This is a genomic window from Streptomyces sp. NPDC107581 (genome assembly GCF_055657175.1).
In genome coordinates, this window is record NZ_JBVKBH010000002.1 from 641,566 (window position 1) to 660,376 (window position 18,811).

General features: G+C 71.1%; 15 protein-coding genes and 1 pseudogene. 4 read left to right on the top strand and 12 right to left on the bottom strand.

The genetic code is table 11. The features are described from left to right. Positions 1-5 precede the first annotated feature (5 nt). From ACZ7P3_RS06410 to pqqA, 8 genes are all read right to left on the bottom strand, one after another. A complete protein-coding gene (locus ACZ7P3_RS06410; RefSeq protein ID WP_472079333.1) occupies positions 6-2,303 on the bottom strand; it encodes an alpha-galactosidase in 2,298 nt (765 codons plus the stop codon). Beyond that, the gene (locus ACZ7P3_RS06415) at positions 2,300-5,566 is read right to left on the bottom strand and encodes a glycosyl hydrolase family 28 protein (RefSeq protein ID WP_472079335.1); all 3,267 of its coding nucleotides are present in this window, start codon (positions 5,564-5,566) and stop codon (positions 2,300-2,302) included. Before ACZ7P3_RS06415 ends, ACZ7P3_RS06410 begins: the two co-directional genes overlap by 4 nt. 11 nt (positions 5,567-5,577) lie before the next feature. Beyond that, the gene (locus tag ACZ7P3_RS06420) at positions 5,578-6,369 is read right to left on the bottom strand and encodes a Tat pathway signal sequence domain protein (protein ID WP_472079337.1); all 792 of its coding nucleotides are present in this window, start codon (positions 6,367-6,369) and stop codon (positions 5,578-5,580) included. A gap of 4 nt (positions 6,370-6,373) precedes the next feature. After that, positions 6,374-7,564: a glycoside hydrolase family 88/105 protein gene (locus ACZ7P3_RS06425; protein ID WP_472079339.1), complete on the bottom strand. Its 1,191-nt coding sequence runs from the start codon at positions 7,562-7,564 to the stop codon at positions 6,374-6,376. Beyond that, complete coding sequence (pqqE, locus tag ACZ7P3_RS06430) at positions 7,561-8,646, bottom strand: pyrroloquinoline quinone biosynthesis protein PqqE (protein WP_472079340.1); 1,086 nt, start codon at positions 8,644-8,646, stop codon at positions 7,561-7,563. The genes ACZ7P3_RS06425 and pqqE overlap by 4 nt, the downstream gene beginning before the upstream one ends. Next, positions 8,643-8,882 carry a pyrroloquinoline quinone biosynthesis peptide chaperone PqqD gene (pqqD, locus tag ACZ7P3_RS06435; RefSeq protein WP_472079342.1) on the bottom strand — a complete coding sequence of 80 codons (240 nt, stop codon included), beginning with the start codon at positions 8,880-8,882 and terminating at the stop codon, positions 8,643-8,645. The genes pqqE and pqqD overlap by 4 nt, the downstream gene beginning before the upstream one ends. A 344-nt stretch (positions 8,883-9,226) precedes the next feature. Next, the gene (gene pqqC / locus ACZ7P3_RS06440; RefSeq protein ID WP_472079344.1) at positions 9,227-9,967 is read right to left on the bottom strand and encodes a pyrroloquinoline-quinone synthase PqqC; all 741 of its coding nucleotides are present in this window, start codon (positions 9,965-9,967) and stop codon (positions 9,227-9,229) included. Beyond that, complete coding sequence (gene pqqA / locus ACZ7P3_RS06445; protein ID WP_472079346.1) at positions 9,964-10,131, bottom strand: pyrroloquinoline quinone precursor peptide PqqA; 168 nt, start codon at positions 10,129-10,131, stop codon at positions 9,964-9,966. Before pqqA ends, pqqC begins: the two co-directional genes overlap by 4 nt. 308 nt (positions 10,132-10,439) lie before the next feature. Here pqqA and ACZ7P3_RS06450 point away from each other — a divergent pair, with 308 nt between their 5' ends. Further along, complete coding sequence (locus ACZ7P3_RS06450; RefSeq protein ID WP_472079348.1) at positions 10,440-11,276, top strand: aldo/keto reductase; 837 nt, start codon at positions 10,440-10,442, stop codon at positions 11,274-11,276. 116 nt (positions 11,277-11,392) lie between these two features. On the opposite strand, the gene ACZ7P3_RS06455 is transcribed toward ACZ7P3_RS06450, so the two are convergent. Continuing rightward, positions 11,393-12,004 (bottom strand): hypothetical protein, encoded by a 612-nt coding sequence (locus tag ACZ7P3_RS06455; RefSeq protein WP_472079350.1) that lies wholly within the window; start codon positions 12,002-12,004, stop codon positions 11,393-11,395. A 167-nt stretch (positions 12,005-12,171) separates the two neighbouring features. Between ACZ7P3_RS06455 and ACZ7P3_RS06460 the strand changes: the two genes are divergently transcribed. Continuing rightward, positions 12,172-12,864 carry a glycoside hydrolase family 75 protein gene (locus ACZ7P3_RS06460; RefSeq protein ID WP_472079352.1) on the top strand — a complete coding sequence of 231 codons (693 nt, stop codon included), beginning with the start codon at positions 12,172-12,174 and terminating at the stop codon, positions 12,862-12,864. Between the two features lie 13 nt (positions 12,865-12,877). On the opposite strand, the gene ACZ7P3_RS06465 is transcribed toward ACZ7P3_RS06460, so the two are convergent. Next, positions 12,878-13,579, bottom strand: a complete 702-nt coding sequence (locus ACZ7P3_RS06465; RefSeq protein ID WP_472079354.1) for an SDR family oxidoreductase — start codon at positions 13,577-13,579, stop codon at positions 12,878-12,880. A gap of 61 nt (positions 13,580-13,640) precedes the next feature. Further along, positions 13,641-15,356, bottom strand: coding sequence for a WD40 repeat domain-containing protein (locus ACZ7P3_RS06470; protein WP_472079356.1), 1,716 nt, complete (start codon positions 15,354-15,356; stop codon positions 13,641-13,643). A 329-nt stretch (positions 15,357-15,685) separates the two neighbouring features. Here ACZ7P3_RS06470 and ACZ7P3_RS06475 point away from each other — a divergent pair, with 329 nt between their 5' ends. Together ACZ7P3_RS06475 and ACZ7P3_RS06480 are read left to right on the top strand one after the other, a co-directional pair. Further along, entirely contained in the window at positions 15,686-16,507 is an 822-nt protein-coding gene (locus ACZ7P3_RS06475; protein ID WP_472079358.1) for a phytanoyl-CoA dioxygenase family protein, read from the top strand. Between the two features lie 52 nt (positions 16,508-16,559). Continuing rightward, positions 16,560-17,426 (top strand): annotated as a pseudogene (locus ACZ7P3_RS06480) (AraC family transcriptional regulator). Positions 17,427-17,595: 169 nt separating this feature from the next. Here the strand turns inward: ACZ7P3_RS06480 and ACZ7P3_RS06485 are convergent. Beyond that, the gene (locus ACZ7P3_RS06485; protein ID WP_472079359.1) at positions 17,596-18,603 is read right to left on the bottom strand and encodes a class I SAM-dependent methyltransferase; all 1,008 of its coding nucleotides are present in this window, start codon (positions 18,601-18,603) and stop codon (positions 17,596-17,598) included. Positions 18,604-18,811: the final 208 nt, after the last annotated feature.

Consider the following 18,811-nt stretch of genomic DNA (forward strand, 5'->3'; position numbering starts at 1 on the left):
TCCCCTCAGCCCGTGTACTGGGCGAAGATCTTGAGGTAGTCGTAGGGCTGCTGCGTCACGCCGCTGCAGGCGTCGCCGTCGGTGCCGGATCCGCAGGGGCGGTCGCGGTTCACGGACCAGTAGGTGAGGCGCCCGATGTGGTGCTGCCGGGCGTAGCCGAGCATGGTCTGGAAGTCTGCGGTGCGGACGCGCTCGCCGGAGTCGTCGGTCCTGCCGTTCATGGACGACAGGCCGATGTGGGCGTAGGCGGTGGCGTCGCCGTACCCGTAGGCCGCCTTGACCTGTGCCTTGAGGCCCTCCATGGCCCGGGTGGTCAGGGTGCCCATGTTCGTCGTGCCGCCGCCGAAGTCGAACGGCATGACGCACCAGACGTCGTTGGCCAGGCCCGAGACCGCGGCCCGCTTGATCATGTCGATGCCGGTGGAGTCGGGACCGCTGCTCGTGGTGCCGAAGGTGACGACCGTCTTCAGGCCGGGGTTGTCCGCCTTGACGGTCTTGAGTGCGTCGACCACGCGCTGGCGTACCGCGGCCTTGGACCACTCGGTGTTCTCTATGTCGATGTCGAGGGCCTTCAGCTTGTAGGCGTTGATCACCTTCTGGTAGGCGCCCGCGAGTGCGGAGGCGCTGGAGCACTTCTCGCCGAGCTTGGCCCCGCTCCAGCCGCCGACGGAGACGACCACGTCACCGCCGGCCGATCTGATGGCCTTGATCTTCGCCTGGTCGTCGCCGCCCGTCAGCGGGCGCGAGCCGTCCCACTTCGGGTTGCAGGTGCCGTCGGAGAGGACGAAGGCGAGCGTGAACCACTTGACGCCGGTCGCCGACATCACCGAGGTGGGGCTGGGCGGGCTGCCCCAGCCCAGGTACTCGTAGGGGGCGACGGCGAAGCCCGGGGCGGCCGCCGCCGCTTTCGCGGTGCTCACCGGCCGCACGCGGATCAGCCGGGTCTCGCCCGGGCGCAGGGTCGCGCTGTAGGAGTTCGCGATCACTCCCTTGTGGGAGCCGGACCACAGGTCGGTGACGTCGCCGGAGCCGGTGAAGCCGATCTGCGACCAGTTGACGCTCACGGTGGAGCTGCCGGAGGTGCCGGTGTTGAACAGCGCGACGACGTACCGGCCGTCGCTCTCCTTCTTGCTCCACACCTGCCGCGTTCCGCTGTTCACGATCCGCTTCGCGGCCACCGCGTCCTGGTCGACGCCGATCAGCCGGTCGTTGGTGAGCATGGCCTTGTCGACGGGGTCGAGGTGGGTGAGGTCGGTGCCGAGCAGCAGCGGGGCGGCCGCCATCGCCCACAGGGTGAAGTGGGAGCGGCGCTGGTCGGCGGTGAGGCCCGCCTGGTCGCCGTTGCCGATCTCCAGGGAGTCCAGGTCGTTCCAGCCGCCGGGGCCGGCGTACGGCTGCCAGGTGGCGGCCGAGGTGAAGCGGGCCGAGACATGGGACCAGTCGGTGAGCGGGTAGCCGCTGCCGTTGGCGCCGGGCCCGCAGTAGCACTCGACGTCACCCTGGGTGCGCCAGCTGTTCGCGAGCCGTCGCCAGGTGGGGGCGTCCGCGACCGGAAGGTTGTTGGACAGGGCGAAGGTGATGGGCCGTCCGGCGGCCCGCAGGGCCTTGTCCCAGGCCTGGACGTCGGGGATGTCCTGGCTGCCGACCCCGTCGATCTTCAGGTAGTCGACGCCCCAGGAGGCGAACTGCTTCGCCCAGGAGTTCACGAACTCCTGCGCGCCCGGCTTGGCGTAGTCGATGGAGTACATGTTCTTGCAGTTGTAGTTCTTCTCGGTCTTCGAGGTGTCCGCGATGTCCTTCGCGTGGTACGGCGTCCCCTCGATCGGGGTGTTCTTCAGGACGGCGTTCTTCGCGATGCCGGGGGTGACGTAGAAGCCGAACTTCAGGCCCTTGGAGTGGACGTGGTCCGCGACCGCCTTGATGCCGCCGGGGAACTTGGCGGTGTCGGCCTGCCAGCGGCCGTAGGAGTCGACGGTGAACCCGTTGGAGTCGCACTTCTGCCAGAAGTCGTCGAGGTTGACCTGGACGAAACCGTGGTCCTTGAGACCGGAGGCGGCCAGCGCGTCGGCCTGGGCCTCGATCTTCGCCTCGGTGGGCCAGCGGCGCACGAAGCTCCAGCTGGACCAGCCCATGGCGGGCCGCACGGCCAGACCGTTGTCGGAGGCGGCGGCCGGCTGTGCGGCGGTGCCCAGGAGCGGCACCGCGGCCGCCACGAGCAGGCCGGCCGCGGCCGCGGCGAGCGATCTGATGCGGGTCGTGCGCGTCACGCGGGTCATGCGGGTCATGCGGATCGTGCGGGTCATGCGTGTCCCCCCTTCGCGGGTGTCGCATACGAGGTGCCGATCCAGGTCTCGTCGATCCGCAGCCGCTTGTAGCGGGCGGTGTCACTGGCCGCGGCCCAGGAGGAGTCGACCTCGATGCGGACGTAGCGGGCCGTGGCGGCGCTCAGGTCGATGCCCTGGATGCCGCGGCGGCTGGGCAGCTGTCCGCTCTTGACCGGGCTGCCCCAGGTGGAGCCGTCGTTGCTCAGGAACACCTTGTAGTTCTTGATGCGCGCCGACTGTTCGGTGTCCGAGCGGGCGTAGGCGACGGAGTCCTCGCGCTGGTTGAGCCCGATGTACTGCACCCTCTTGGCCGAGCCGAGGTCGTAGGTGAGGGTGACCGGCAGGGTCTTGTCGTTGTCCCAGTAGGTGAGGTAGTCGCCGTCACCGGCCGCCCCGCCCGGGTGTCCGCTCGCCGAGGCGCTCGCGGTCACCCCGGCTCCGGTGAGGATGCCCTGGCGGCCCGCCGCGGTGACCTTGAAGACGGTGTCGTAGGGGTCCCAGTCGCCGAGCCCGGTCAGGGTCAGCACTCCGCCGGACTGCGACCAGGAAACCTCCTTGCCCGTACGGAGGTTGGTCACGGAGGCGATGCGGCAGCCGTTGTCGCGGATCCGCAGGGTGCCGGTGCCGGGCGGGGTCAGGACGTGGATGTACTGCCGGTTCGGGTCGCCCTTGGCGACGGTCGTCACGCCGTGCGCGCCGTCGTTCCAGAAGCCGGGCTTCAGGCCGCCGTACAGGTAGCCGCCGCCCTCGGTTGCGTGCAGGGACTCCCAGATCGGGTCGAGGTAGGAGTCGGCGAAGGTGTTGAAGGAGGCCTGGTTCGCCGGGAACTTGCCGTTGACCTGGGCGGTCTCGGCCATCAGGGCCTTCACCGAGGAGCCCGCGTTGGTGATCAGCCGGCCGAGGGTGAGCTTCTTGTCGACGGACGGGTCGGAGCCGTCGTACCACCAGGCGCCGGTCGAGGGCAGCTTGAAGTCGGCCTCGGTCAGGCGGGGCTGGGCCGTGTAGAGCGCCTGCGGGTAGTCGTACGCGGGTGTCATCCCCGTCTTCTGCTCATTGCTGATCATGTCCATGATCGGCGTGTCCTCGTTGTTGTTGCTGAGCGTGTAGCCGGGGCGCTTCTGGTAGATCTGCGCATAAAGCCCACGACTCTCCCAGTACGCGTTGTCGTTGTCGATCCAGAAGCCGCCGAGGTCGGGGTAGCGGTCCATGACCTCGAAGAAGTTGTCGTAGCTGAACTGCCCGAAGCCGTCGCGGGTGGTCAGGTCGACGTTCTTGCCCTTGTAGGCGGAGTAGGCGGCCGAGTCGAGCCATTCGTGGCCGCCCTCGTCGTGCCACTGGGGGTCATCGGTCATGTAGAGGATGACCTTCATGCCCTTGGCCTTCGCCGCCTTGATCAGCTCGCCGAGGAAGTCGCGCCGGGTGGAGCAGGATCCGGGGATCTTCGAGGGCCAGGGGCGGGCGTAGCCCAGCCGGCTGTGGAAGGTGGCCAGGACGAGGTACTGCGTGTGCAGTTTGCGGGCCTCGTTCACCCAGTAGTCGGGCGTCCAGCCGCCGCCCGTGACGTCGTTCTCCCAGCCGGTGCAGCTGGTGTGGGCGGGCGCGGTGCGCAGGCCCCAGTGCAGGAAGAGACCGCCGACGGAGTTGCGCAGGAAGTCCTGGCGGGGGTTCTCCACGTCGCGCGGCCCGATCGCCGTGGCGCAGTTCTCCGTCGAGCCGCCGGCCGAGACGCGCAGGGTGCCGCCGCCGGTGCCGTGACTGTCCGTCAGGCAGTAACCGGTGACGTCCTGGAAGCCGACGTCGTACGGCGCGCTGCCGCCCTGCTGCGCCGTGAAGCGGGTCAAGCGGATGCCGCTCGCCGCGTTGGCGACGACCGCGGGCCGTCCGTCGCCCGCCGCGAACTTCACCGAGCTGTCGGTGAAGCGGATGTCGTCGGCGTTGTGCAGGTACCACCCGTACGCCGGCCGGGTGCCGATGCTCTTCGGGTTGTAGTCCTTCGCGTCGTTGTCCGGCACGCCGGTGGACATGGTGCCGTTGCCGCCGGGGACGGTGAGGTCGACGTCGGTGAAGGTGATCCCGCTGATGCGGTGGCCGTTCTCGCCCCACAGGGTCGGGCTGAAGGAGGGGCTGTTGCCGGTGGCCGTGATGTGGTCGTAGGTGACGTCGCTGATCGACCCGACGCCGGGATGGTTGCCGCAGCGCTTCCGGGTGCCGATCTTCTCCATGATCGGCGAGTGGACGTTCGTCATGGTGATGTCGCGGTAGTGGACGTCGGAGATCTTCGCGCCGTCCATGGACACCATGCCGAGGCCGGACTTGTCGGCGCCCTCGATGCGGATGTTCTCGAACTGGTAGTCGGAGAAGTCGCCGCAGGTCTCGGAGCCGAACATCAGGGCGTTGCAGCACTTCGCCGACAGGACCGAGTCGTTCACCCGGACGTGGCCGTTGGGCAGTTTGGCGCCGAGGGCGTAGTCGCTCTTGAAGACGAGGGCGTCGTCGTTGGCCTTGATGTTCGCGTGGGTGACCGTGACGTCGGTGGTGGAGATGATGTTCCAGCCGTCGCGGTCGCTCGCGGTGTCGATGGTGAGGTGGTCGGAGACGACGTTCCTGCAGCCGTTGACGAGCGCGGCGAAGTGGCCGCCGCGGCGCAGGGTGAGGCCGTCGCCGAGGCGCAGTCCGTTGCACCGGGTCAGCGAGATGATCTTGTCGGCCTCGCCGGACTTCGGGTTTCCGGTGATCAGGTCGCCCGCGCCGTCGATGACCCCGCCGCCGGTGAAGCCGATGTTCGTCAGCTTGTCGCCGTAGATCATCGCGTCGTGGAAGTGGCTGTGCCCGTAGTCCTGGTAGGCGTCGTTCGGATTGGGCTCGGGCTTGTCGTAGGTGTCCGCGGAAGAGCCCTGGATCGTGGCACCCTTGTCGACCTGGAGCGTCACATTGCTCTTCATGTGGATGGTGTTCTTGGACTTGTAGGTGCCGGCGGAGAAGCGGACCGTGCCGCCGCCCGCCGAGTTCGCCGCGGTGACGGCCTTGTCGATGGCGAGGGTGTCGTTGGCGGAGCCGTCGCCCTTGGCGCCGTAGTCGCGCACGTCGAAGACGGCGGCCGCGGGGGCCTTGGACTGCGGGGCCCCGGGGTTCTTGGGCTGCGGGGCCGCCAGGGCCGAGGGGTGGGTGAGTCCGAGGACGACGGCGAGGACGCACAGGACGATCGCCGCCGCACCTCTGCGGTGCGCGTTGGGGGGTCGCATAGGGCGGTTCCTCAGGCGAGTTGGTAGCCGCGGAGGCCGGTGAGCAGCAGGTAGGTGTTCTGCAGGGAGCCGGAAGTGTCGCCGAGGGAGCGGTAGATGCCCCATTTCGGGCGCACGCGGTCGGCGAGGAAGGTGTCGACGCCGGTCCTGGACTCGTCGATGAGCGTGGTCGGGCCGCTCTTGAGGATCCAGCGGACGGAGCCGGCCGAGCCGTTGCCGACCTTGATCTGGAAGTCGACGTCGGTCCATCGGTCGTGCAGCGGGTCCAGGTCGGTACGGCCGACGAGGATGTCGTCGACGGCGAGCTTCAGCTCGATCGTCTGCTTTCCTCCCCCGTCCCGGCGCAGCGACTGCACGACGATCGGCGAACTGCCGGTGCCGGGCTGCTTCATCTGCATGATGTGGGTGAAGGTGGTGGTCGCCTTCAGGGAGGCGGGGATGTACATCGAGTAGGTGATCCGCCAGGTCTGGCCCTGGGTCCACTTGAGGTAGCTGCTGCCGCTCGTGCGCAGGCCGGTGACCTCCTGCCGCTGGCGGTCGGTCGACGTGTCGCGGTCGACGGTGTGCATGTCGAAGCGCCAGTTGTCACCGGTGGCGCGGATGTGCGGGTGCCCTGCCGGGTGCGAGTGGGCGCGGTCGTCCTCGACGGTTTCGAAGGCGCCGAGTCCGTCTCCGCTTGCGGTGGGGGACCATTTGAGCCGCCAGGACGCGGCCTGGGCCGGGGTCGCGGCCGGGAGGCCGACGGCGGCTCCGGCCGCGCCACCCAGCGCCGCACCGAGCACTCTTCGTCTGGACGTGCTCATGACACTAATCTCCTCGCAGTTGCTCGTTCATGATCAGGAAGGCGCCCAGGCCGTGGAAGTCGTTCGTGGCCCGGGTACGCGCGGCGTAGTACGCGTAGTCGCCGACGTTCGTGCCGACGGAGATGTCGGCCAGGTCGGTACGGCCGTCCGCGCCGAGCGAGATCTTCGCCAGCACGCCCTCGTAGCCGCGCCGGGCCACGGCCGTGTAGTGCGGGTCGAGATAGCCCTGCTGGACACCGCGCGAGAGGGCGTAGGTGAACATGCTGGAGCAGGACGTCTCGGTCCAGTCGTCGCTCCGGCTCCCCTTGTCCATGACCTGGAACCAGCGGCCGGTGGCCGGATCCTGGTACTTCTCCAGGCCTGCCGCCAAGTGGCGGAAGATGCCCAGGAGTTGAGCGCGGCGGGGATGGTTCGCCCCGATCGCGTCGAGCACGTTGACGATCGCCATCGCGTACCAGCCGTCCGCACGGCACCAGTGCTCGGGGGCGAGCCCGGTCTGCGGGTCGGCCCAGTTCGCGGTCCTCGACTCGTCGTAGGCGTGCTTCAGCAGACCGCTCGCGACCTGGAGATGAGTGCCGTACACGGCGAGCTGCCCGGCCGCCTCGTCGTTCGTGTACGCGCTGTCGCCGAACTCCTTGCCGTACTCCACGAGGAACGGGTTCACCATGTAGACGCCGTCCGCCCAGAGCTGGTGGGCGCGGCTGCTGCTGTCGGCGTGCCAGAAGCCCCCGTCGCTCGTGCGCGGGTAGCCGGCGAGACGGTCGCGGATCTTCTTCGCGGCCTTGCGGTAGCGGTCCTGGCCGGTCTCGTGGTGCAGGATCACCAGAAGCCGGCCGGCCTGCATGCTGTCCAGGCTGTCGAAGGACTGGCCGATGGAACCGTCGCTCTTCACGAAGCGGTCGACGTAGCTCTTGAGATAAGCGAGGTAGCGCGCGTCGTGGGTGCGCCGGTAGGTGAGGTACTGGCCGTAGAGGTAGAGGCCGACCGGGTACGACCAGCCGCCGATGCTCGTCGGCGTGTAGCGGGCCATGGTGGAGTCGATCACGGCCCTGGACCAGTCGGGGGCGGCGGCAGGCCGGGGCGGGGACGGGGCGGGGGCCGCGGCGGCCGGGGGTACGGCCGCGGGGAGCGCGGCCAGGCCGGCGGTGGTGAGTGCGAGTGCCGTCAGGGCCGCCCGCAGGCGTCGGCGTCTCATGGTCCTCCCTCTCGCTGGGCTTCTCGGTAGGCGTACGCGAGCCGTCTCGGCCCGGCCACGAGATCGCGTACGAGGTGGTGGTCCGGGGCGTGTGCGCAGGCGGGGTCGGTGCGGGCCGGGTCGCCGGTGAGGGCGTACGCCTGACAGCGGCAGCCTCCGTGGTCGGTGGCACGAAGGGCGCAGCCGCGGCAGGGCTCGGGCATCCAGGACTCGCCCCGGAAGGCGTTGAAAGCTGTCGACTCGCGCCAGATCCAGTCCAGTCGACGCTCCCGTACGTTCGGCGGGTCGAGGCCCGGCAGCGTGGCGGCGGCCGGACAGGGCAGGACCGTGCCGTCGGGGGCGACGGTGAGCGAGATGCGGCCCCAGCCGCCCATGCAGGGCTTGGCGATGGCGTCCAGCAGATCGGCGGCGACCGACACCAGCTCCAGGGCGTCGCCGAGCCGTTCACGCCAGCGGGCGACGGTGCTGCGGGCCCGTTCCACCTGGGCGGGTGCGGGCAGCAGGGCGTCGCGGTTGCGCTGCGCCCAGCCGTGGTACTGGGTGTGGGCCAGTTCGATCCGGTCGGCGCCCCAGTCCACGGCGAGGCGGATCAGCGCGTCGAGGTCGTCGAGGTTGCCGCGGTGCAGCACGGCGTTGAGCCCCAGCGGCAGGCCCGCCGCGCGGATCAGCCGGGCGGCGCGTTCCTTCGCCGCGAACGACCGTACGCCCGCGATCCGTTCGGCGGCTTCCGGGTCCGCGTGCTGCACGGACAGCTGCACACTGCGCAGCCCCGCCCCGACCAGGCCGGCCAGCCGGCGCTCGCCGAGGCCCACCCCGCTGGTGACCAGCTGGGTGTACAGGCCCGCCCCGTCGGCGGCGGCCACCAGCTCGGGCAGGTCGCGGCGCAGCAGCGGTTCGCCGCCGGACAGATGGGCCTGGACGACACCGAGCTCCCCTGCCTGCCGGAACACCCCGGCCCACTGCTCGGTGGTCAACTCGGCCGAGCGGCTGGTCAGTTCGACGGGGTTGGAGCAGTATCCGCAGCGCAGCGGACAGGCGTGGGTCAGCTCGGCGAGCAGGGCCCACGGGGGTTCGGGCGTCATGTCAGCCAGCCCTCCCTGCGCAGCCGGCCGAGGAACTCCGGGACCTCACGGGCCACGGGCGCGCCGGGAAAGTCCGCGGACAGCTCGGCCACGATCTCCTGCGTGGTCCGGCCGCCGTCGCACAGCCCGAGCACGCGTCCCGCCCGGCCGTGCAGCACGACCACACGCTCCGGCAGCAGCAACAGGTCCACGCCCCGCACCCGGTCATGCCGCAGCAGGACCCCGCGGACGAGCACGGGACGCCAGAGGACCCCGTGCGCGGTGGGGGCCCGACCGGTGTTCCGCCCGCCCGAGGCGCGGGCCGGAGCACCGCCCCGCCCACCCGAGGCGGGGCCGGGACGCCCGGCTGTCACACCTTCGGCGGAAACGAGACCTTCGATCACCCGACCCCCGACAGGGGAGGAAGGCACGGCTGCCACACCCTCGGAGGAAACGAGACCCTCGATCACCCCACCCCCGACAGGGAAGGAAGGCACGGCTGCCACACCCTCGGAGGAAACGGGACCTTCGGTCACCGCACCGCCGGCGGGAGTGGGAGGTCCGGGCGTCACCCCCGCGGCAGGGACGGTGCGCCCGGGCGTCACGGTCCGCTCCCGTGTGCGGTGTCCACGGCGTCCAGCAGTGCCCACAGCACCTCGCACTTGAAGGTGAGCGCGGCCACCGCCCGTTCCTGCAGCTCGCGGGTGCGGGCCCGGGCGAGGACCAGGGCGAGTGCCTCTGCGCCGTCGCGGGCACCCTGGGTGACCCGGGTGCGGAAGTAGGCGAGTCCGGCCGGGTCGATCCACGGGTAGTGGCGCTCGAAGGCGGCGATGCGGGTGCGCATCAGGTCCGGGGCGGACAGCTCGGTCAGGGAGGCGGCGACAGCGTCCAGCACGGGACGCTGCCGGCAGAAGGTGACGTAGCCCTCCACCGCGAACCGCACCCCGGGCGGCACCCGGGACGCGTCCCACAGTTCCTCGCGGGTGAGGCCGACCGCCTCGCCGAGCCACAGCCAGCGCTCGATGCCGCCCTCGCCGCCGGGTCCGGGGCCGCCCGTGCCGTCGTGGTCCCGGATGCGGCGCAGCCAGGCACGACGTTCCTCGGGCCCGTCGAGTCCGGCGAGGATGAGGGCGTCCTTGACGGGGATGTGCCGTTGGTAGTGGAAGCGGGCGGCGATCCAGCGGCGCACCTCGGCGGGGGTCAGCTCACCGCGGTGCATCCGGAGGTTGAACGGGTGGCGGTCGTGGTACCGGGCGGCGGTGACGGCCCGCAGCCGCTCGGTGAACTCGGCGGCCGGCCAGGCGGCCGCGGTCTCGTCGGTGCGCGGGGGCGCCGACGTCATGAGGCCGGGGGCGGCTCGGGCGGCCGGCGGTCGGCCAGCGCGTAGGCGGTCACCTCGAGGGCGGTTTCCACGACGTGGTATCCAGGGCTTTGCCAGGCCTTTTCATCCGATGTCTCCGGGCCGGGGCGGCCCACGGAAGAGATCGTCGGCAAGGTGTTGTTCATGTGTGCGTACCCGCTTTCCTGAGGGTGGGGGTTCTCAGAGGGCAGACGTCGGCCATGGTCAGAGGCCGTTCACATGCATGCACCGGGTTCAGCGACACGTCCGGTGGCGCGATACAGAGTTGCGGGAGGACGCGCCGCGGTCAATGGTCCGGACCCATAACGTCGGATGCATTTCCGGCCATTCTGAGGTTCCGGCAACTGACTGACGGGTCAGTCGGTGCGGATTCCGCGCCCAGGAATGCGTCCCGGCCCGTGATCGTCGACGATGGGAGTACCACCCAGTCGACAAACGAAGGATCAAGAAGCTCGTGAGCAGCAAGGTCCCCCCGATCACCCTCAACAACGGCGTCGAGATGCCCCAGCTGGGATACGGCGTATGGCAGGTGCCGGACGACGAGGCCGAGCGGGCCGTCACCACGGCACTCGAGGCCGGGTACCGCAGCATCGACACAGCGGCGATCTACGGCAACGAAGCGGGTACCGGCAAGGCCATCACCACCTCCGGCCTGCCCCGCGAGGACATCTTCGTCACCACCAAGCTCTGGAACAGCGACCAGGGGTACGACTCCACGCTGCGCGCGTTCGACGCGTCGCTGGACAAGCTCCGTCTCGACTACGTCGACCTGTACCTGATCCACTGGCCGCTGCCGTCCAGGGACACGCACATCGACACCTACAAGGCGCTCGAGAAGCTGTACGCCGACGGCCGCGCGAAGGCGATCGGCGTGTCCAACTTCCTTCCCGAGCACCTGCGGCAACTGATCGCGGCGACCTCGGTCGTCCCGGCCGTCAACCAGATCGAGCTGCACCCGCACCTGCAGCAGCACGAGGCGCGCGCCTTCCACGCGGACCAGGGCATCGCCACCGAGGCCTGGTCACCGCTCGGCCAGGGCAAGGGCCTGCTGGAGGTGCCGGCCATCGTCGCCATCGCCCGGAAGCACCAGCGCACCCCGGCGCAGATCGTGCTGCGCTGGCACGTCCAGCTGGGGAACATCGTGATCCCGAAGTCCGTGACCCCGTCGCGGATCAGGGAGAACATCGAGGTGTTCGACTTCAGCCTGGACGACGAGGACCTCGCGGCGATCAGCGCCCTGAACGAGGACCGGCGGATCGGACCCGACCCGGCCACCTTCGACCTGGGCTGACCCCCGTACGGCGCCGCCCCGACTCGACCTGCGCCGGCGCCCGCACGGCGCACGACCTTCCACCCCGCCACGGCGGCGGGGTGGAAGGTCGTGCCCGAAATCCCGTGCGGGCGCGGTCAGTCGAGGCGCACCTCCGAGTGGACGACCTCGAACTCCTCCAGGCCCGTGACGCTCACATGGGCCTTGGCCGCGCCCTCGTGCCGGGCCGCCGCCTGGCCGGCCCGGGAGGCGACCATCGAGGGGCGGTCGACGAAGAGGGTGCCGACCCGGCCCGTGCCGCGCTCCCGGTCGATGAGCAGGGTGGCCCTGGCCAGCCCGTGCAGGGTCTCGTAGCGCGGGAGCACGGTCGCACGGAAGGTGTCGGCGATCAGGTCGGCGTCCGCGGGATCGAACTCCAGCCGGGTGACCCGCAGTCCGCCGCCCACCCTCGGCCCCTGGACGGGGTCGACCACCACCACCTCGAAGTTCTCCACCGCCAGCGTGCCCGCGAACGGATCCAGCAGCGCCGGCCTGTGCTCCTGCATGACCTCGTTGCTGTTGTGCCGTGCCTCCGGCGAGTCCCACCAGCTCACCCCGAGCAGTTTGCCCAGCTCCCGGTCCACGAAGACCCCGGCCCCTCGGTAGCCCGGGCGCTCTTCGAGCAGGTCCCGCCCCTCGCTGTTCAGTGCCCGGATGGCTGTGTCGATCTTCGTGGGATCACCGGTCACATAGATGCTGCGGACGAACATGAGATGCCACCTCCCAGCTCGACATGACAGTCTTTCCCTTGGGACAAACCTCCGCAAACAGCACAGCATGCCCGACTTCCCCGTGCGGGGTTGACGGGGACATGTAGATGGGCCACCTTGTACGGCACCCAGTAAGGAAAGTTTCCTAACAGAAGGGTTTCTCCACCATGCGCCTTCGAACACTGACCCTCGCCGCGGCCTCCGGGGCCGCGCTCCTCGCGGCCGGGGTGCTCCCCGCCAACGCCTCGGGAAACACGCCGGCTTCGGCCCAGGAGGGCCCGGTCAGCGCCGCCGACCTGCTCGCCAAGGTGAAGTCCTGTTCGCAGATATCCAACGGCAAGTACAAGACCGACGACGAGACCTCGGCCACGGTCCCCGTGTGCGGCAAGAACGGCGCGGTGTTCTGGAAGGCCGACATGGACATCGACTGCGACGGCCAGCGCACCACCAACTGCAACGAGGACCGCGACCCCTGGTACCAGGACGACACCGCCTTCCACCAGTCCGACGGCAAGCCCCTGAAGGCCGAGTCGCTGCCGTACGTGGTGGTGCCGAGCTCCAGCAGCATCTGGAACTACTCCGGCGCCGGCATCAAGGGCGGCGGTGTCGTCGCGGTCGTCTACAACAACAAGGTGGAGTACGCCGTCGTCGGCGACACCGGCCCCACGAAGATCATCGGCGAGGCCTCGTACGCCACCGCCAAGGCGCTCGGCATCGACCCCGACCCGGCCACCGGCGGGACCGACTCCGGCGTAACGTACATCCTGTTCAAGAACTCCAAGGTCTCCCCCATCGAGAGCCACAGCGCCGCGGTCTCCCTCGGGGGCCAGCTGGCCAAGCAGTTCCTGGCAAACAACTGACGTTCAGGACACGTCAGTTGGGCTGGCCCAGCGGACGTACGACCAGGGTGTTGACGTCGACCCCGGCCGGCTGCCGGATCGCCCAGACCACCGATTCGGCGATCTGACCGGCGGTCAGCAGGTGCCCCGGGGGCAGGCTGCCGGTGCTGTCCCAGAACGGGGTCTCCACCCGGCCGGGTGCGACCAGCGTGACTCCGACGCCGAACTCCGTCACCTGGCGCCGGGTGTTCTCGGCAAGTCCGGTGACCGCCCACTTGGTGGCGCCGTAGAGGTTGCCCGGCGTGTTCACGAACCCGGCGACGCTGCCGACCAGGACGATCCGTCCGCGGGTCTCCTTGAGGGCGTCGACGGAGGCACGGATGAGCAGGGCCGGGCCGAGGACGTTGGTGAGGACCATCTCGGTCCAGCCGGCCGGGTCGCCGTCGGCCACCGTGTCGTGGGTGGCGAAGCCGGCGTTGGCGACGACGGTGTCCAGTCGGCCGTACGCCTTGAGCGTGCGGTCGACCGCGTCCTGGACGTCGTCGAACGACGACGCGCTGCCGGCGACCGTGAGCAGGTCGCCGGGGTTTCCCAGACTGTCGGCGAAGTCCCGCAGCCTGCGCTCCCCGCGTCCGGTGACGGTGACCCGGTGTCCGGTGTCCAGCAGCTGCCGGGCGACCGCGGCACCGATACCGCTGCCGCCGCCGGTGATGAGTGCGACCGGTGAGCCGTTCATGGTTTCCCCCTGTGAGTGCCGGTGAACGCCGGGCAGTCCATCACTTCGAGAGCGCTCCAGGTCAAGTGCCGTCACAGCCGCGGCGGTACGGCACCGAGGGGAGGCGGCGGTGCCATGCGGCGCGGGTGAGACCGCCGTGGGCGCGGGCGCAGACGGTGGCGGCGGCACGCTCCGGTGCCAACGGGCTCGTGCGGTCGGCCAGATGGGCGGTCGCGAAGTGCACCTCCTTCCCGTCCGGCGCGAAGCCGAAGGCCAGTACCGGTCCGTCCCCGACCGGCAGCCTCGCCGGCGGCACTCGGGGCGAGGCGGTCTCCCACACGTCGGCGGACCCGTCGGGCGCCCCGGCCGCGAGCAGCGAGCCGTCGGCGGAGAACGCCAGGGCCGTGCGCTGCGTCGTGGCGCCGGCCGTCCGCAGCACGGCCGTCAGACGCCAGGTGCGCGCGTCCCAGAGGGTGACCCGGCCCCGCAGATCGGCCACCGCGGCGTACCGCCCGCCGGGGCTGAAGGCGCCCGACACCAGGATGTCCTCTCCCTTCACGCCCCCCATCCCCGCGCGGCGCCGCCCGGTGGCGGCGTCGACGAGCGCTCCCTCGTCGGTCAGTGCGAGGCGTCCCGACGGATCGAGGACCAGGCGTCCTTCCGCCGGCGCGGGCCCGGGCCGCACGGGGCGGCCGTGCCGATCGAACGCGGCCCGGCCCACCGCCTTCTCGGGCCATGCGTCACCCACGAGCCCGTGCAGCGCGATGGTCCCGACGGCACGGGTGCGGGTCTGCTCCTCGTAGCGCAGCACGCCGCCGGCGAGGTCCAGGCGCAGGCTCATGACCGACGGCGTGCCGAGCGGTACGGTGAGCAGCGGCTCACGCGCGGCGCCCTCGGCCGGGGCCGGCAGGTCGGTGCGCCACAGGGCGAGCGAGTCGTACGCGCTCCAGGTCACCGCGTAGTCGCCCGCGAACTCCACGGCGCTGCCGCCCCGCAGGGGCAGCCGGGGTCGTTCCCGACCGGTGTGGAAGTCCCAGGTCACGACCGCGTCGGAGGCCACGGTCGCCACGGCCCGGCTGTCGGCGGTGAAGGTGAGTTCGTCGCCCCGGCACAGCAGCCGCTCGGTCGCGGCGGGAATCCCGGTGGTCACCGGGCGTCGCTCGCCGACGGCGAGGACACGCAGTCGCCCGTCGTGGCCGCTGCACCAGGCGAGGTGGCGTCCGTCGGGGCTCAGCACGGGCACGGGGCCGTCCGGGTCGCCCCGGTCGTAGCGGAAGAGCAGGTGCTGCCCGCGCACGTCCCACAGTTCAAGCGCCGCGCGGCCGCCGCTCGTCGGCCGCCGGACGAGGAAGGTGCGGCCACCGGGCCCGAAGACGCCGTCGGTGTCGTTCCAGGAGCCGGTCCGCAGACGCCGCGTGCTGCCGTCGGTCAGATCGCCGATCAGCAGGTCCCGGCGGCCGGGGGCGCGGTAGGCGATCAGCCTGCCGTCCGGGCTGACGCCGGTGAAGCCCGCGGACAGCCCGGCGCGCCGCACGGAGCGGATGCGGTGATGGGTGCGCACGTCCCACTGTTCCACCGTGTCATGGGCCACCGTCGTCAGAATGCGCCCGTCGGCACTGAGCGAGGAGGGCGCGTTGAGGGTCCGCCCGCCCTCCTCCGGCGCGGTGAACGTGTCCTCCTCGCTCTGCGCCGCGGCCGTCCGCAGCGCCTGCCGGGTCTCCGGCAGGTCGGCGGTGCGCCAGGCGGCGAGGGCCAGCCGCATGGCGGTGCGCGGCGTTCGACAGAGGGGAACAGTCATGCCGGGCCCGGAGGCCAGCGGCCCTCTTGCAGGACCGCGAAGAACATAACGGGGGAAGGGGGACAGGTACACCGGGCGGACGGAACCCGAGGGGGCCGGAGGCCGGACGAAGAAGCCTGGGCCGGACGAAGAAGCCTGGGCCGGACGATGAGGCCGGAGGCTGAACGAAGAGACCAGGCCGAGCGAAGAGGCCTGGGCCGGATGGTCCTGTGACCGCGGGGCGGTCGCTTCCGGTCCCGCAGGGGCGGGAAGGGGAATGGTGATCACCCGACAAAGGCGGTGCGGAAAATGTCGGGTGATCGAGGCCGGTGTCGCCGCACCATGAGGGCATGGACGACACGACCTTGGTATCCCGTTTCCTCCGCGACGGCTTCGTGAAGCTGGAGGGCGCCGTCGCGCCGCGCGTGGCGGCGGACTGTGCGCGGCTGCTGTGGCGAGAGACGGGCTGCGACCCGGACGACCCGTCGACGTGGACGCAGCCCGTGCACTGGGTGGGCGGGATGGCGCAGGGCCCGTTCGCCGCCGCGCCCAACTCCCCGTCCCTGCATCGCGCGTACGACCTTCTCGTCGGCGCGGGACGCTGGGAGCCGCGCTACTCGCTGGGCACGTTCCCGCTGCGCTTCCCGCACGGGGAGGAGCCGGACGACGCGGGCTGGCACATCGAGGGGAGCTATCTGCCGGAGGGCGAGAGCTGGTACTTCACGAATCTGCGCTCACAGGGCCGGGCGCTTCTGATGCTGTTCCTGTTCAGCGAGATCGGCGAGGAGGACGCCCCGACCCGGATCCGGGTCGGCTCACACCTCGACGCGCCGAAGGTGCTGGAAAAGTACGGGGAGGACGGGGCGAGCGGGCTGACCCTCGCCCCCGATCTGGTGGCGGCGTCCGACCACCGGCCGCTCGCCCTCGCCACCGGGTCCCCGGGCGACGTCTTCCTGTGCCATCCGTTCCTGGTACACGCGGCGCAACCGCACCATGGGGTGCGGCCGCGCTTCATGGCCCAGCCGCCGCTGATGCCGGCCGCGTCGTACGAACTGGAACGTGCCGACGGCGCGTACTCACCCGTGGAGATCGCGATCCGCCGGGGCCTGGGACTGGACACCCCGGTCCGGACGGGGACAGCACCGGCCACGGCACCGGCCAGACGTGCTTGACGACCGTCGCCGGCAAGGTGGTCGTGAAGAGGGAAGAGGAAGGAGGCCGGGCATGGTGGAGCGGCTGAACCAGGCCATGGAGCACATCGAGTGCCCTCTCGACCAGGCCGTCGACGTGGAGGAGCCGGCACGCATCGCGGCCACCTCGGAGCACCACCTGCGCCGGATGTTCTCCGCGCTCGCGGGCATGCCGCTGTCGTAGTACGTCCGGCGCCGCCGGCTCACCCTCGCGGGCGCCGAAGTACTCGCGGGACGAGAGACGCTGCTGGAGATCGCGGTGCGCTATGGCTACGGCTCCGGCGAGGCGTTCGCGCGGGCGTTCCGTGCCATGCACGGCAACGGCCCGGGCGAGGCCCGGCGTTCCGGCGCCGCACTCAACTCCCAGTCCCGGATGGCCTTCCGCCTCACCATCGAGGGGAGCAGCACCATGCGATACCGCGTCGTGGACAGGGCGGACTTCACCGTCGTCGGGCTCAAGGCCCGGGTACCGCTGGTGCATGCGGGCCCGAACCAGGTGATCATGGACTTCGTCCGCGGGATCGACCCGCAGACTCTGCGGCGCCTGGAGAAGCTGTCGGACCAGGAGCCGCACGGCATCGTCGCGGTCTGCGACGGCATGGACCCCAGCCGCGCCGAGGGCACGGAACTCGACTACCACCACGGCGTGATCACCTCCGCGGCCGCTCCGCAGGGCACGACCACATTGGCCGTCCCGGCCGGCACCTGGGCGGTCTTCACCACCTCCGGGCCGGCACCGCAGGCCATCCAGGAACTGTGGCGGGACGCGTTCACCGAGTGGTTCCCGTCGAACCCGTATCGCACCCGCACCGGCCCTGAGATCCTGCGCGCGCACCTGTCGCCGGACAAGACCGGGGCCGACGCCGAACTGTGGCTCCCGGTGGAGCCCGAGCACGGCTGAACACAGCGGCACGGCGACCGCCCAGGAGCCGACGGGCGGCGCGGACGCTGCCCGCATGTCGGCAGACGCGGCCTGAGCCGAACCCACTGCACGTTCGCCGGGTCTCCCCGCCCCATGACCGTGCCGACGCCCCGAGACCAGGACGGTCACAAAATCCGCCGGACCGGCCCTAGGCAGGCCGTACCGCCGTGTGGACCGTGTACGCGCCGAGGACGAACACGTCCGGCCGCCGGTGGACGCTCGCCGGGTCGGACGGGTCGATCAGGCGGTCCAGGGTGGCTCGGTCCTCGGCATCCAGGCCCTCCTCCGTGCCGTGGCGCAGCCGGGTCAGGGCGGCGGCGACGTAGGTGCGGGCCCGGTCGGTCAAGGGGGCCGGCAGGTCCAGGAGGAAGCTGCGGGTACGGGTGTGCCGCAGACCGGCGGAGGCCAGCAGCGCCGGCCAGTCCTCGGTCTCGGCCACGGAGCCGGGGAGATCGGCGCGCATCCGGGCGAACCGCTCCGCCTCCATCGCGTCCAGCCGCTCCTGGAGTCCGGGACGGCCGATGCCGAAGTCCCGGGGCAGGAAGCGGGCGGGCAGGCCGCCTTCGAGGAGGGCGAGGGTGCCGCCGGGGGCCAGCCGGGCGGCGAACTCGGCGAGCGCGGCCCGCTGGTCGCCGAGGTGGTGCAGGCTGCGGCCGGCCCACAGCAGATCGGCCGGATACTCCAACTCGTCCAGCACGCCCGGCAGTTCACCGGCGAGCGTGTCGAAGCGGTCGGCGACCGACTGGCGTACCGCGCGGGCGCGGGCGCGCTCCAGCAGCGGTTCGGTGCCGTCGACGGCCACGATCCGGGCTCCGGGGAAGGCCTCGGCGAACAGACATGCCACGACGCCCGGACCGCTGCCGGCGTCGACGATCAGCCCCGGATCGGTCACCTCCTTCGCCAGCCAGGCCATGGTCCGCTCGTAGACGGACGCGAGCAGCTCCGCCTGCGCCTCCAGCGCCGGGGCCATCCCGCTCCAGTCGATGTGGGCGTCGCCCCCGTGCGTGTGTCCGTGAGCGTGTCCGTGCCGGTGCTCGTGCGGGCTCTGCTCGTGCCGGTGCTCGTCCGGGCGCTGCTCGTGCCGGTGCTCGTGCGGGCTCTGCTCGTGCCGGTGCTCGTCCGGGCGCTGCTCGTGCTGGTGGCGGTCGTGCGCCATGGTGGTGAGCCTCTCGTCCTGTGTGCCGTCAGCCTGCGACGGCACACGGGGTGCGGGCCAGTGGTCTTGCCGGTACGGCAAAAAGGAGATGCACCGTGGCAAGCGGACAATGCCGGTGGGCCGGTGGGCCGGTGGGCCGGTGGGCCGGTGGGCCGGTGGGCCGGTGGGCCGGTGGGCCGGTGGGCCGGTGGGCCGGTGGGCCGGTGGA

Bases quoted from the DNA above. Each gene is read 5' to 3' on its own strand.
- ACZ7P3_RS06410 (WP_472079333.1), bottom strand. From the start codon at position 2,303: ATGACCCGCACGATCCGCATGACCCGCATGACCCGCGTGACGCGCACG.
- ACZ7P3_RS06415 (WP_472079335.1), bottom strand. From the start codon at position 5,566: ATGCGACCCCCCAACGCGCACCGCAGAGGTGCGGCGGCGATCGTCCTG.
- ACZ7P3_RS06420 (WP_472079337.1), bottom strand. From the start codon at position 6,369: ATGAGCACGTCCAGACGAAGAGTGCTCGGTGCGGCGCTGGGTGGCGCG.
- ACZ7P3_RS06425 (WP_472079339.1), bottom strand. From the start codon at position 7,564: ATGAGACGCCGACGCCTGCGGGCGGCCCTGACGGCACTCGCACTCACC.
- pqqE (WP_472079340.1), bottom strand. From the start codon at position 8,646: ATGACGCCCGAACCCCCGTGGGCCCTGCTCGCCGAGCTGACCCACGCC.
- pqqC (WP_472079344.1), bottom strand. From the start codon at position 9,967: ATGACGTCGGCGCCCCCGCGCACCGACGAGACCGCGGCCGCCTGGCCG.
- pqqA (WP_472079346.1), bottom strand. From the start codon at position 10,131: ATGAACAACACCTTGCCGACGATCTCTTCCGTGGGCCGCCCCGGCCCG.
- ACZ7P3_RS06455 (WP_472079350.1), bottom strand. From the start codon at position 12,004: ATGTTCGTCCGCAGCATCTATGTGACCGGTGATCCCACGAAGATCGAC.
- ACZ7P3_RS06460 (WP_472079352.1), top strand. From the start codon at position 12,172: ATGCGCCTTCGAACACTGACCCTCGCCGCGGCCTCCGGGGCCGCGCTC.
- ACZ7P3_RS06465 (WP_472079354.1), bottom strand. From the start codon at position 13,579: ATGAACGGCTCACCGGTCGCACTCATCACCGGCGGCGGCAGCGGTATC.
- ACZ7P3_RS06470 (WP_472079356.1), bottom strand. From the start codon at position 15,356: ATGACTGTTCCCCTCTGTCGAACGCCGCGCACCGCCATGCGGCTGGCC.
- ACZ7P3_RS06475 (WP_472079358.1), top strand. From the start codon at position 15,686: ATGGACGACACGACCTTGGTATCCCGTTTCCTCCGCGACGGCTTCGTG.
- ACZ7P3_RS06485 (WP_472079359.1), bottom strand. From the start codon at position 18,603: ATGGCGCACGACCGCCACCAGCACGAGCAGCGCCCGGACGAGCACCGG.